Source organism: Ciceribacter ferrooxidans (assembly GCF_004137355.1).
Classification (GTDB): domain Bacteria; phylum Pseudomonadota; class Alphaproteobacteria; order Rhizobiales; family Rhizobiaceae; genus Allorhizobium; species Allorhizobium ferrooxidans.
The window spans coordinates 228,608-242,127 of record NZ_SDVB01000311.1 but is presented as its reverse complement, the minus strand read 5'-3'; the positions used below and the strand labels follow the sequence as shown (position 1 = coordinate 242,127).

General features: G+C 61.0%; 9 protein-coding genes. 5 read left to right on the top strand and 4 right to left on the bottom strand.

The genetic code is table 11. From position 1 onward, the window contains the following. Positions 1-201 precede the first annotated feature (201 nt). Both EUU22_RS21235 and EUU22_RS21230 read right to left on the bottom strand, forming a co-directional pair. Complete coding sequence (locus tag EUU22_RS21235) at positions 202-918, bottom strand: FadR/GntR family transcriptional regulator (RefSeq protein WP_129333973.1); 717 nt, start codon at positions 916-918, stop codon at positions 202-204. A gap of 35 nt (positions 919-953) precedes the next feature. Continuing rightward, entirely contained in the window at positions 954-2,393 is a 1,440-nt protein-coding gene (locus EUU22_RS21230) for an FAD-binding oxidoreductase (RefSeq protein WP_129333972.1), read from the bottom strand. Positions 2,394-2,528: 135 nt separating this feature from the next. On the opposite strand from EUU22_RS21230, the gene denD reads away from it, so the two are divergent. The 3 genes from denD to EUU22_RS21215 are packed head-to-tail and all read left to right on the top strand — an operon-like array spanning position 2,529 to position 6,204. Next, positions 2,529-3,512, top strand: coding sequence for a D-erythronate dehydrogenase (gene denD / locus EUU22_RS21225; protein ID WP_129333971.1), 984 nt, complete (start codon positions 2,529-2,531; stop codon positions 3,510-3,512). Then, positions 3,509-4,414 carry an NAD(P)-dependent oxidoreductase gene (locus tag EUU22_RS21220; RefSeq protein WP_280956510.1) on the top strand — a complete coding sequence of 302 codons (906 nt, stop codon included), beginning with the start codon at positions 3,509-3,511 and terminating at the stop codon, positions 4,412-4,414. The genes denD and EUU22_RS21220 overlap by 4 nt, the downstream gene beginning before the upstream one ends. Before the next feature lie 5 nt (positions 4,415-4,419). Continuing rightward, positions 4,420-6,204: an IlvD/Edd family dehydratase gene (locus EUU22_RS21215; RefSeq protein WP_129333970.1), complete on the top strand. Its 1,785-nt coding sequence runs from the start codon at positions 4,420-4,422 to the stop codon at positions 6,202-6,204. 36 nt (positions 6,205-6,240) lie between these two features. Here the strand turns inward: EUU22_RS21215 and EUU22_RS21210 are convergent, their stop codons facing one another. Then, on the bottom strand, positions 6,241-7,008 hold the full coding sequence (locus tag EUU22_RS21210; protein ID WP_245485209.1) for an SDR family oxidoreductase: 768 nt from the start codon (positions 7,006-7,008) through the stop codon (positions 6,241-6,243). A 59-nt stretch (positions 7,009-7,067) separates the two neighbouring features. Continuing rightward, the gene (locus tag EUU22_RS21205) at positions 7,068-8,807 is read right to left on the bottom strand and encodes a glucan ABC transporter ATP-binding protein/ permease (protein WP_129333968.1); all 1,740 of its coding nucleotides are present in this window, start codon (positions 8,805-8,807) and stop codon (positions 7,068-7,070) included. A gap of 329 nt (positions 8,808-9,136) precedes the next feature. On the opposite strand from EUU22_RS21205, the gene EUU22_RS21200 reads away from it, so the two are divergent. Beyond that, positions 9,137-9,865 carry a LuxR family transcriptional regulator gene (locus tag EUU22_RS21200; protein ID WP_129333967.1) on the top strand — a complete coding sequence of 243 codons (729 nt, stop codon included), beginning with the start codon at positions 9,137-9,139 and terminating at the stop codon, positions 9,863-9,865. Positions 9,866-9,976: 111 nt separating this feature from the next. Continuing rightward, positions 9,977-13,438 (top strand): pyruvate carboxylase, encoded by a 3,462-nt coding sequence (gene pyc, locus EUU22_RS21195; RefSeq protein WP_129333966.1) that lies wholly within the window; start codon positions 9,977-9,979, stop codon positions 13,436-13,438. Positions 13,439-13,520 lie beyond the last annotated feature (82 nt).

Sequence of the window (13,520 nt, the reverse complement as noted above, 5' to 3'; positions counted from 1 at the left end):
ACTCTCCGTTCCAACGGATCGTCTCCCGTTGCCATATTGTCAGGATGTCAGACAACATTACCGCTGATCTTCTATTACTCTGTGTCACTCATGTCCAGCGGCGAAAGAAGCGGAAGGCGGGAAAATTACCGAGCACCAATATCGGCAGGACCCGACGGGCAGCTTTCTCGATCTGCCGTCTGAGGCTACCGCTCCCGGCGCCTAGAAGGTCTCGAGTGTGAGATCGAGCCGGGAAGCGGCGCCGAGCAGGTGCTGGCGCATAGCGTCGCGTGCTTTCAGAGGATCACGCAGCGCGACTGCGTCGCGGATCACCACGTGCTCGGCGATTGTCACCTCGACAATTTCCTCGAGCACGGCCGCTGCGCGTGCCGCGTTGATCGCATGGCTGATCCGCTCTGCGATAAAGCCGATGAAGAGCGGGAAGTATTCGTTATGGGTCGCGGCGGCGAGAGCGCGATGGAAGGCGAGATCGGCAAGAATGCCCTGCTCTGTCCATTTTTCCGCTCCGGTCATCTGGTCCAGCGCTGCGTCGAGTTGCTGCATGTCCTCGACGTCATGGTGAACGGCAGCGAGGCCGGCGGCCTCGATTTCGAGCGGCATGCGCAGCTGGAACAGGCTACGAAAACTCTCGCGATCGACGAGTTCCTCCTGCTCGATCCGGATCGTCGGACGGGCATGCATATCCCTCACGAAGGCGCCGACGCCCTGACGGGTTTCTACGAGCCCTTCGTTCCGCAGTTGTGCGATCGCCTCGCGCACCACTGATCGACTGACGCCGAAGGCCTTGGCCAGAATGTGCTCGGTCGGCAGCTTGTCGCCCGGTTTGATGCGACCCTCACCGATCTCACGTGCAATGTGGCTCGCAATTCGCGCCGGTAGATGCTCGCTTCGCCTGATTTGGCCGAAGTCTATCGCCATGGAAAACACTGCCTCTCGAACAATCCTCGCTTATTCTACGATAATTCCTTCAAATTCAATTGGCATCCCGGATTCATGACCATTGCCGGGTCGATCGCCTTCTTGATTGCGGCCAGCAGGTGGCGCTGTACATCCGGCAGCCGCTCTTCGAAGTCGGCGCGCTTCAGCCGGCCGATGCCGTGTTCCGCGCTGATGCTGCCATGATAGCGGTCGAGCACGGCGTTGATCACCTTCTTGGCTGTGTGGATGCGATTCGATCTTTCGGCAGCCGCCAGTCCTGCGGGCGGAAGGACGTTCAGATGCACGTTACCGTCGCCGATGTGGCCGTATGACACGCAGACGCAATCCGGCACGGCAGTCGCGACAGCTGCCTCGGCCTCCTTCACGAAGTCGGGAAGACCCGATAGCTGCACCGAAATATCCGTACGCAGATGCGTTCCGCGTCTCGCTTGACCTTCATTCATTCCCTCCCGGAAGAGCCACAGGTTGCGCGCCTGGGCGGCTGACGCGGCGACAACACCGTCGATCACCAGTCCGTCTTCCAGCACATTCTCCAGGAAGCGCTGCATCAGATCGTCCACGTCGACGAGACCCGAGCCGGAGATCTCCATCAATACATAGACCGGGCAATCTCCACCAATCGGCATCGCCAGATCGGGCATGGCCTCCCGGGCGAGTGTGAAGGCGATGGGCGGCATGAATTCGAAGGCGGACATGAGATCACAGCAATCTCGCCGTGCGCGGCGATACAGTCGCATGACGTCTTCAAGCGAGTTCAGTCCAAGCAGGGCTGTAGCCACCCGGTCCGGAAACGGTGTCAGCTTGAGGGCGACAGCGGTGACAATGCCCAGCGTGCCTTCGGCGCCAATAAACAATTGCTTGAGGTCGACCCCGCGATTGTCCTTGCGGAGCGTCGAAAGGGCATCGAAGACGGTTCCGTCCGGCAGGACGACTTCCAGGCCGAGTACCAGCTCCCGCGTCATGCCGTAACGAAGGACGTTTATCCCGCCGGCATTGGTCGATACGTTGCCGCCGATCCGGCAGCTCCCCTGTGCTCCGAGCGCGAGAGGAAAGAACATCCCCTTTGAGGCCGCAACTTCCTTGATTTCGGCAAGAATGCATCCGGCTTCGACGACCATGGAGAAGTCGTCGGGGTCGAGTGAGCGCACGGCCTTCAGCCGCTCCAGACTCAGGATCACCTGACTCTCCGGTCGGTCCGGGATCGCGCCGAGAACCAGTCCGGTGTTGCCGCCTTGGGGAATGATCGAAAGGCCGAGCTCCCGACAGGCGCGAACAGCATCGCACACCTCGGCGGTTGAGCGGGGGCGCAGGACCGCAATGGCATTGCTGGTGACGTCACCGTGCCAATCGCGGCAATAGGGTAGCATTGCGGCCGCCTCGGTGAGGATCGCGGCATCGCCTAGGCGGGCACGGAGAGCAACCTGCAGATCGGCTGTGGTGTGCGGGTTGTGCATTTTCAGGCTTTCATGGTCTTCGGGTCTGGATCGGGGTGTCAAATCGTCTATTCTCAAACGAACCATATAAGGTTATCAGACAACCTTACAACATAATTTCGCGGGGCGATCTGGTGTGCCCTGGAGGGAGGTTTTATGCACGTTCTTATCATTGGTGCAGCAGGCATGGTCGGGCGCAAGCTGGCAGGACATCTCGCTGCGTCGGGCAGCCTCGGAGGTCATCCGGTCGAGGCGATGACCTTGGTGGATGTAGTGAAGCCGGAGGCGCCTGTGGGGTATGGCGGCACCGTCGAGGTCGAGACTGCCGACCTCTCAGCCGCGGGTACGGCGCGTAGGCTTCTCGCCGGCCGGCCCGACGTCATCTTCCACCTTGCGGCGATCGTCTCCGGTGAAGCGGAACTCGACTTCGACAAAGGTTATCGCATCAACCTCGATGGCACGCGTTATCTCTTCGATGCGATTCGGGAGATCAATAACGAGGACGGCTATCGGCCGCGCGTCGTCTTCACCTCGTCGATCGCCGTCTTCGGGGCGCCTTTGCCCTATCCGATTCCTGACGACTTCCACACGACGCCGCTCACCAGCTACGGAACACAGAAAGCCATCTGTGAGCTGTTGCTGGCCGACTACAGCCGCCGCGGCTTTTTTGACGGAATCGGAATCCGGCTGCCGACAATATGCATTCGTCCCGGCAAGCCGAACAAGGCGGCCTCCGGCTTCTTTTCGAGCATTCTGCGTGAGCCTCTGGCCGGGCAGGAGGCCATCCTGCCCGTGAGCGAAGATGTCCGCCACTGGCACGCCTCGCCGCGCTCGGCCGTGGGATTCCTCGTTCATGGTGCGACGATCGATCTCGAAAAGGTCGGCTCAAGACGGAACCTCTCCATGCCGGGCCTGAGTGCGACGGTTGGCGAGCAGATCGAAGCGCTCCGGCGGGTTGCCGGCGACAAGGCGGTAGGACTTATCCGGCGAGAGCCGGACGAGATGATCATGAAGATGGTTTCCGGTTGGGCGCCGGGCTTCGAGGCGAAACGCGCGACAGCTCTTGGCTTTGTCGCCGAAAAGTCGTTCGATGAGATCATTCGCGTTCACATCGAAGACGAAATGGGAGGAAAGCTGTGAGCGACACCAGCCATGATCGGCCTTCGCGCATCGCATTTCTCGGAACGGGCCTGATGGGGGCACCGATGGCCGGGCGGCTGCTCGGTGCCGGCTTCAAAGTGACGGTCTGGAACAGGGACATGTCGAAGGCGGAATCTCTCCGTCCGGCGGGAGCGGCTGTTGCAACAACGCCGAGGGACGCGGTGCGCGATGCCGACGTCGTGTTCACGATGTTGAGCGACGGCAAGGCGGTCGAGGAAGTTCTCTTCACGTCCGGTTGTGCAGACGCCCTTCGTCCCGGAACCGTTGTTGTCGACACGAGTTCGATCGCACCGCTGATCGCGAAAGACCATGCAGTGCGGCTCTCGGTGCGCGGGTTACTCCATCTCGACGCACCGGTTTCCGGCGGCGTCGTCGGAGCACAGGCCGGTACCCTGGCAATCATGGCCGGCGGGGACGCGGCGGTCGTCGAGCGGCTCTCGTCCGTCTTTGCGACACTGGGTCGGGTGACCCACGTCGGCCCCAGCGGTGCGGGGCAAATCTGCAAGCTCGCCAACCAGCAGATCGTCGCGATCACGATCGGAGCGGTGGCCGAAGCCATGGTGCTGGTCGAGGCTGGCGGAGCCTCCCGGGAGAAGTTCCGGGAGGCAATACGCGGAGGGTTCGCCGAGAGCCGGATCCTGGAACTGCACGGTGGCCGGATGATCGCCCGCGACTTCAAGCCGGGCGGTCCGTCGCGGCTGCAGCTGAAGGACCTCGATGCGGTCATGTCGATGGCCGACCAGTATTCGCTCGCGCTGCCGCTGACGGAGCGGGTTCGAAGCGAGTTTTCCGAATTCGTCGCTGCCGGCGGAGGAGAGCAGGACCACAGCGCCTTGCTTCTCCACCTCGAACGGTTGAACGGGCAAAAAGGCATAAGGTGATGACGATGACTGACGACAGGAATACGCGGCGTAGATTGCGCTCGCAGGACTGGTTCGACAACCCGGACCATGCCGACATGACGGCGCTCTACCTCGAGCGTTTCATGAACTACGGCATCACCCCGGAGGAACTGAGGTCCGGAAAACCGATCATCGGGATCGCCCAGAGCGGCAGCGATCTCAATCCCTGCAATCGCCACCATCTCGAATTGGCCCGGCGCGTCCGGGACGGCATTCGCGATGCCGGGGGCATTCCAATCGAGTTTCCGACACACCCCCTGTTCGAAAACTGCAAGCGTCCGACGGCAGCGCTTGATCGCAATCTCGCCTATCTCGGCCTCGTCGAAATCCTCTACGGGTATCCGTTGGACGGGGTCGTCCTGACGACGGGATGCGACAAAACCACGCCGTCCTCCCTTATGGCGGCTTCGACCGTCGATATCCCGGCGATCGTGCTCTCCGGCGGTCCGATGCTCGATGGCTGGCATGACGGTGATCTCGTCGGCTCGGGCACCGTGATCTGGCGCTCGCGGCGCAAGTACGCGGCGGGCGAGATCACGCGCGAGGAGTTTCTGGAGACTGCGCTCGATTCCGCGCCCTCCGTCGGCCACTGCAATACGATGGGGACAGCCTCGACCATGAACGCCATGGCCGAGGCGCTTGGCATGTCACTGACCGGTTGTGCCGCCATTCCGGCCGCGTACCGCGAGCGTGGGCAGATGGCGTACCGGACCGGGCGCCGGGCCGTCGAACTCGTGCTCGAAGACGTGAAGCCCTCGGACATCCTTACCCGTGAGGCCTTTCTCAACGCCATTCGCGTCAACTCGGCGATTGGCGGCTCGACGAATGCCCAGCCGCATCTCGCGGCCATGGCGAAGCATGCAGGCGTCGAGCTCCATCCGGAGGACTGGCAGGTTCACGGCTACGACATTCCGCTTCTTGCTAATGTTCAGCCGGCCGGCGCCTATCTCGGCGAACGTTTCCATCGTGCGGGCGGCGTTCCGGCAGTCATGTGGGAGCTCCTGAAGGCAGGCAAGCTGTGTGGCGACTGTCCGACGGTGACCGGCAAGACGATGGCGGAGAACCTGGAAGGGCGGGAGGCGAGTGACCGAGAGGTCATCCGCCCGTTCGACACACCGCTCAAGGAGCGCGCCGGCTTCCTCGTCCTCAAGGGCAATCTCTTCGACTTCGCGATCATGAAGATGAGTGTGGTCTCGGAAGAATTCCGCGCCCGCTATCTTTGTGAGCCGGAACGCGAAGGCGTGTTCGAAGGAAAGGCGGCAGTATTCGATGGGTCCGAGGACTACCACCGCAACATCAACAATCCCGAGCTCGGCATAGACGAGAACACCATTCTCGTCATCCGTGGTGCGGGGCCACGCGGGTGGCCAGGTTCGGCCGAGGTGGTCAACATGCAGCCACCGGATGCTCTGCTCAAGCGCGGCATCATGAGTCTGCCGACGATTGGCGACGGTCGTCAGTCCGGAACGGCAGACAGTCCCTCGATCCTGAATGCCTCTCCGGAAAGTGCTGCGGGTGGCGGGCTCTCCTGGCTCAGGAATGGCGATGTCATCCGCATCGATTTCAACAGTGGCCGCTGCGATGCGCTGGTGGACGAAGCCGAGATCGCAAGACGCAAGACGGAAGGTTTGCCCGCGGTGCCTCCGGACGCGACCCCCTGGCAGATGATCTACCGCCAGACAGTGACCCAGCTGTCCGACGGCGCGGTGATCGAAGGGGCGTCGGAGTTCCGAAAACTGGCCGAAAAATTGCCACGGCATAATCACTGACCGTTCGCCGGCGGGGCACAGTATCCTTAGCCGGCTTCAGATGACGGCACTCATGCCACCGTCTACGTAGATGATCTGGCCGTTGACGTAATCGGACGCGGAGGAGGCGAGAAAGATCGCCGTGCCGACGAGTTCCTCAGGCTTGCCCCATCGCCGGGACGGAGTACGCGCCTTCACCCATGCATCGAACTGTGGATTGGAGGTCAGGGCCTGGTTCATGTCGGTCAGCATGTAACCGGGACCGATTGCGTTGGCCTGGATGCCGTGTTCCGCCCATTCGGCGGTCATCGCCTGGGTCAGCATCTTGATGCCGCCCTTGGCTGCCGTATAGGGCGCTATGGTCGGCCGCGCGAGGCCGCTCATCAAGGAGCCGATGTTTATGATCTTGCCGCGTCCGCGCGGTATCATGCGCCTCGCCGCCTCACGCCCGACGATGAAAGCGCTCGTAAGATTGGTGTCGATGACCGAGCGCCACTCTTCGAGTGACAGATCGATCATCGGCTTTCGAAGCTGGATGCCGGCATTGTTTACAAGGATGTCGATTTCCAGGCCCCCGGCGTCCAGAGCGGCGAAGGCCCCGGCAACCGAGCCCTCGTTCGTCACGTCGAAGGCGGCGGTTTTAACGGAGAGGCCGTCGTCTCTCAGGCTGGTGGCGCTTTCCTCCAGGCGTGCCGCACTGGTCCCGTTGATGACGAGGGAAGCGCCGGCATGGCCGAGCGCCCGGGCAATGGCGTAACCGAGGCCACGCGAGGAGCCGGTGACGAGTGCCGTCCGGCCGGTCAGATCAAACGAATAGCCTTGCAAGTCGCTCTCCTTGGAATCCTGCGGTACAAGCGAGGCGACCGCCATCGCTTTCTGGCGTATCAGCCCTTCTTTTCTTCCGCGAGCAGGCCACTGGTTTTCAGCAGCGCGGCGAAGCGACCACCACCGGCACTCAGTTCGTCGTATCCACCCTTTTCGACAATTTTGCCGTGATCGAGGAAGAGGACGATGTCGGCTTCGCGAACTGTAGAAAGCCTGTGCGCGATGATGAAGGTCGTCCTGTCCTTGCGCAGTCTGTCGATTGCAGCCTTTACGCGCTCTTCGGTCTCGACGTCGAGCGCGCTCGTCGCCTCGTCAAGTACGAGAATCGGTGCGTTCTTGAGGATAGCCCGCGCGATCGCGATGCGTTGGCGCTCACCGCCCGACAGCCGGTTGCCGCGCTCGCCGACCTGTGTGGTGTAGCCCGCCAGACGGCTGTCGATGAATTCGGCCGCCGCCGCGGCCTCCGCAGCCTTCATGACGTCTTCATCGGTTGCATCCTCCCGCCCTATCCGGATGTTCTCGCTGATCGAACGGTTGAGCAGGCCCGCGTCCTGGAACACGGTCGCGATTGCATGGCGCAGGGACTTGCGGGTGACGGTGGAAATATCGGTGCCGTCGATGAAGATGTGTCCGGCCTGCGGTTCGTGGACCCGTTGGAGAAGATTGATCAGGGTCGTCTTGCCGGCCCCGGTCGGGCCGACGATGGCGATCGTCTGTCCAGCCTTCACCTTGAAGGAAATGTCGTGGACGCCCTGCGTGGTGTTGGCGAAATCGAACGAGACATTCCGAAACTCGACGTCGCCACGGACGTCGACAAGCTCGCCGGCGCCCGCGGGTTCTTCACGTTCCTGAACAGAGTCTTCGAGTTGGTAGAAATCTTCGAGCTTGGCCCGTGCTTCGAAGATTTGGGTTGCGAAGGCGCGCATCTGGTCCAAACGCCCGATGAGAAGGCCAGCGAAGCCGGTAAAGGCGATGATGTCGCCAACCTTGAGCTCGCCTGCTTGGACGAGAATCGTTCCGACGACGAGGATGACAAGCATGGAGACGGTCGAGGCGATGCGGTTGAGGGCGCTCGCGACCGCCCACCAGTCGAGGACGGGGTATTGGGCGGCGAGCAGTTGTTGGGTGTATTGCTTGAGCGCTCGTGTCTCGGCCTCGATGCGGTTGTAGCTGTGTACCACCGAGACGTTGCTGATCGAATCGCTCACATGCGAGAAGACGGTGTGATAATGCCTCTCGACCGAAGCCTGGCCTTCTTTCGTCCGGTTCATCACCGTCTTGCCGATGATCATGTAAAGAACGCCGAGCACCACCAGCACGATCGTCAGGCGGAAGTCCATCGAGAGTGCTGTCGGAAGCAGGAGCGCAAGTGCAACGATTGTCGCGAGGTGCGTGCGCATGAACTCGAGCCAGAGCCCGAACAGCGTCTCGCTCGCGCGGAGCAGCGTATGGAGCGCATTGGACGTTCCGCGCTGGTGATGCCAGTTGAGGGGCATGGAGATGATGCGCCCGAAGGCTTCGGTGAGAAGGTCGGCACGGCGACCATGCGCCAGACGATCGGCTTCGCGGGCAACCAGCACGTAGGCAATGGTGTTGAATACACCGAAGCATCCCCACAATATGAGGATACTCGTGGCATCTCGCTTTTCCGAAATCGCATCAACGATTCGTCCGAAAAGCACCGGTTCCACGATCGTGATGACGGCCAAGATAATGTTGGCGACGACGACCAGCGCGACCTTCATGCGGTAGGTTGCGAGATATCGCAGCGCTTTTATATAGACTTGAAGCAAAGACAATGGTGTTCTCTCAATTCGTGCGCGTTGCCGTATACGTTTGGCTCGCGTCCTTCGGGCGAAGCAAGTTCATTGTGGTGCTTCGTCGAGTGGGTCGCGTCCGTGAGTCCCAGCATAACCGGACCTGTCGGGCGTAATTTCGGCAGGAACCACTATAAGTCAGCGGGTCTGCGCTAGCCAGTTTTCGATTGCATGACAAGATTTTGCATGTCGTAATTAAGGGCATCCTAACCGATTCTGGTAGTCTAGCTTCACCGCACGACACAAGATCTCGTGGAAATATCCGAAGGCATTCCGAAGATGGATGCCGCGGCGCGTCAGAGGGGATACAGATGAGCATAAACCAGATCGTTCAGTTCCTGGTTGTAGCTGACGAATGCAAGAATGCCGAGGATCTGACGGCGGAGCTTGAGAAACTGCTGAACCACTATCAGTTCGACTACTACGGAGTCGTCCGGCAGCCGAAGCCGAACGAGAATCCGATGAGACTGGTGCTGGCGGGCCGTTGGCCGGAAACGTACATCGCCAAGAAATATGTGCTCATAGACCCGACAGTTCGATACCTCGGTCAGGCACAACGCGGTTTCCGGTGGCGCGATACGATATCGGTTTTCCGCGGTGACCCTCATCGCAAGCGCATGGAACGCATGATGGCCGATTCTCAGCGTTTCGGGCTGGAAGACGGCTATATATTTCCGATCCATGGTCGCAACGGCCTCCTCGGCAACATGACGGTTGGCGGCAAGCCCGTCGAGCTTTCACCCGTCGAAATGACGCTCTTCGAAGCCGTTGCGAAAAAGGCGTTCTGGCGACTGATGGAGCTGCGGCGCCAGTCGGGCGAACTCGAGTCCGTCAGCAAGGTCGAAACGCGAATGACGCGTCGTGAAATGGAGGTCCTGAACTATCTGGCCGACGGTCTCACCTCGAACGACATCAGCCGGATTCTCAAAATCTCGAACCACACGGTGGATTGGTACATGAACGGCATTCAGGACAAGCTGAATGCTAAGAATCGCCAGCACGTCGTGGCACTCGCGTTCCGCCTTGGCCTGATAACCTGAGACGCCATATTTTTCTCCCAGTCGGTCGGACAAATTGAACTTCCTGTGACAACAGGATAAGGAGATTTCGCGGTGCAGCATGCCCGTGGCCGATCGACTGAGGAGACCGATTTGACCATTTCCAAGATTCTTGTTGCCAACAGATCAGAGATCGCCATCCGCGTTTTCCGTGCGGCGAACGAACTGGGACTGAAAACAGTCGCGATCTGGGCCGAGGAAGACAAGCTTTCGCTGCACCGGTTCAAGGCGGACGAGAGCTATCAGGTGGGGCGAGGTCCGCACCTCGCGCGTGATCTCGGTCCTATTGAGAGCTATCTTTCCATCGAGGAAATCATCCGCGTCGCCAAGCTTTCAGGAGCCGATGCGATCCACCCGGGTTATGGCCTCCTTTCCGAAAGTCCGGAATTTGTCGATGCCTGCAATGCTGCGGGCATCACTTTTATCGGACCCAAGGCCGACACCATGCGCCAGTTGGGCAACAAGGTTGCGGCGCGCAATCTTGCAATCAGCGTCGGCGTTCCCGTGGTGCCGGCGACCGAACCGCTGCCGGACGACATGGCAGAAGTCGCCCGCATGGCCGAAGAGATCGGCTATCCGGTGATGCTGAAGGCCTCCTGGGGCGGCGGTGGACGCGGGATGCGTGCGATCCGCGATCCGAAGGATCTGGCGCGCGAAGTTACCGAGGCCAAGCGCGAAGCCAAGGCGGCGTTCGGCAAGGACGAGGTCTACCTCGAGAAGCTGGTCGAGAACGCCCGGCACGTCGAAAGCCAGATCCTTGGCGACACCCACGGCAATGCCGTGCATCTCTATGAACGCGACTGCTCCATCCAGCGCCGTAACCAGAAGGTCGTCGAGCGTGCTCCGGCACCCTACCTGAACGCCGCCCAGCGCAAGGAACTCGCCGAATACTCGCTGAAGATCGCCCGTGCGACCAACTACATCGGTGCCGGCACGGTCGAGTACCTGATGGATGCCGACACCGGCAAATTCTACTTCATCGAAGTCAACCCGCGCATCCAGGTCGAGCATACGGTGACGGAGGCGGTGACCGGGATCGATATCGTCAAGGCGCAGATCCATATCCTCGAAGGGCATGCAATCGGCACGCCCGAATCCGGCGTTCCGAAGCAGGAAGATATCCGTCTCAACGGGCATGCGCTGCAGTGCCGGATCACGACCGAAGACCCGGAGCAGAACTTCATCCCTGACTACGGTCGTATTACGGCTTATCGCGGAGCGACCGGGTTCGGTATTCGTCTGGATGGCGGCACCGCCTATTCGGGGGCCGTCATCACCCGCTACTACGATCCGCTGCTGGAAAAGGTGACCGCCTGGGCGCCGACGCCCGAGGAGGCGATCCGGCGGATGGACCGCGCGCTGCGTGAATTCCGCATCCGTGGCGTGGCAACCAACCTCACGTTCCTCGAAGCGATCATCGGCCATCCGAAATTCCTCGACAACAGCTATACGACGCGGTTCATCGACTCGACGCCCGAGCTCTTCGCGCAGGTGAAGCGCCAGGACCGTGCAACCAAGCTGCTCACCTATCTCGCCGACGTCACCGTGAATGGCCATCCCGAGGTGAAAGGCCGTCCGCGCCCGCCGGAGGATGCTGCCGATCCTGTCCTGCCGTTCATCGAAGGGGAGGTGCGAGACGGCACGAAGCAATTGCTCGATCAACTGGGCCCGGTGAAGTTTGCCGCATGGATGCGCGAACAGAAGCGTGTCCTCGTGACTGACACGACGATGCGCGACGGCCACCAGTCGCTGCTGGCGACCCGCATGCGCACCTTCGACATCGCTCGCGTGGCCGGCACATACGCGCGGGCGCTGCCGAACCTCCTTTCGCTGGAATGCTGGGGCGGCGCGACCTTCGACGTTTCGATGCGGTTCCTTACCGAAGATCCGTGGGAGCGGCTGGCGCTCATTCGCGAAGGTGCGCCGAACCTGCTCCTGCAGATGCTTCTGCGCGGCGCCAACGGTGTCGGCTACAAGAACTACTCCGACAACGTCGTCAAATACTTCGTACGCCAGGCCGCAGCCGCTGGCATCGACCTCTTCCGCGTCTTTGACTGCCTCAACTGGGTGGACAACATGCGCGTGGCGATGGATGCCGTTGCCGAGGAGAACAAGCTCTGCGAGGCCGCAATCTGCTATACCGGCGATATCCTGAACGAGGCGCGCGCTAAGTACGATCTGAAGTACTACACGGCGCTGGCAGCAGAGCTCGAAAAGGCGGGCGCCCATATCATCGCCGTCAAGGATATGGCGGGGCTCCTCAAACCCGCTGCCGCGAAGATCCTGTTCAAGGCCCTGCGCGAGGCAACGAGCCTGCCGATCCATTTCCACACCCATGATACGTCGGGAATTTCCGCCGCGACGGTTCTCGCGGCCGTGGACGCCGGCGTTGACGCCGTCGACGCTGCGATGGATGCTCTTTCCGGCAACACCTCGCAGCCCTGCCTGGGTTCGATCGTCGAAGCCCTGCGTGGATCGGAGCGGGATCCTGAACTCGACCCCTACTGGATTCGGCGCATATCCTTCTACTGGGAGGCAGTCCGCAATCAGTACGCCGCCTTCGAGAGCGATCTCAAGGGACCGGCCTCGGAAGTCTACCTGCACGAGATGCCGGGGGGACAATTCACGAACCTCAAGGAGCAGGCTCGCTCGCTCGGTCTCGAGACGCGTTGGCATGAGGTAGCGCAGGCCTACGCCGATGCCAACCAGATGTTCGGCGATATCGTCAAGGTGACGCCATCCTCCAAGGTCGTCGGCGACATGGCGCTGATGATGGTCAGCCAAGACCTCACGGTGGAGGACGTGGTCAGTCCGGAGAAGGATGTTTCTTTCCCGGAGTCGGTCGTCTCCATGCTGAGGGGAGATCTGGGGCAGCCGCCACTCGGATGGCCGGAAGGCTTGCAGAAGAAGGTGCTGAAGGGCGAAAAACCCTACACCGTGCGTCCCGGTTCGCTTCTCGCCGAAACGGACATCGAGGCTGAACGTGCCGTGATCGAGGAGAAGCTCGAGCGCAAGGTCACCGACTTCGAGCTCGCATCCTATCTGATGTATCCGAAGGTCTTCACAGACTACGCACTCGCTGCCGAGACCTATGGTCCGGTATCAGTCATCCCCACGCCAAACTATTTCTACGGCCTGCCGGCCGGCGAGGAGCTCTTCGTCGATCTGGAGAAGGGGAAGACACTGGTCATCGTCAATCAGGCGATCGGCGTCGCCAACGACAAAGGGATGGTTACCGTCTTCTTCGAACTCAATGGGCAACCGCGCCGCATCAAGGTGCCGGACCGTACCCACGGAGCCGCAGCCGGCGCCGTCCGTCGCAAGGCGGAAGCGAGTAATCCGGCACATATCGGAGCGCCGATGCCGGGGGTCGTTTCGACGGTTGCTGTTTCGTCCGGCCACAAGGTCAAGGCAGGTGACGTTCTGCTCTCGATCGAAGCGATGAAGATGGAGACGGCAATCCATGCCGATCGCGATGGTGTCATTGCGGAAGTGCTGGTGAAAGCCGGTGACCAGATCGACGCCAAGGATTTGCTGGTCGTCTTCGAAGGGTAGATCAATCTCGTAATTTGGAGAAACGAAGCCCCGGAGAGTGATCTCCGGGGCCTTTTAGTTCGTATGTCGCGCTTGCGTTCTG

Excerpts from the sequence above, each read along its gene's own strand:
- EUU22_RS21235 (WP_129333973.1), bottom strand. The coding sequence starts at position 918 with ATGGCGATAGACTTCGGCCAAATCAGGCGAAGCGAGCATCTACCGGCG.
- EUU22_RS21230 (WP_129333972.1), bottom strand. The coding sequence starts at position 2,393 with ATGCACAACCCGCACACCACAGCCGATCTGCAGGTTGCTCTCCGTGCC.
- denD (WP_129333971.1), top strand. The coding sequence starts at position 2,529 with ATGCACGTTCTTATCATTGGTGCAGCAGGCATGGTCGGGCGCAAGCTG.
- EUU22_RS21215 (WP_129333970.1), top strand. The coding sequence starts at position 4,420 with ATGACTGACGACAGGAATACGCGGCGTAGATTGCGCTCGCAGGACTGG.
- EUU22_RS21200 (WP_129333967.1), top strand. The coding sequence starts at position 9,137 with ATGAGCATAAACCAGATCGTTCAGTTCCTGGTTGTAGCTGACGAATGC.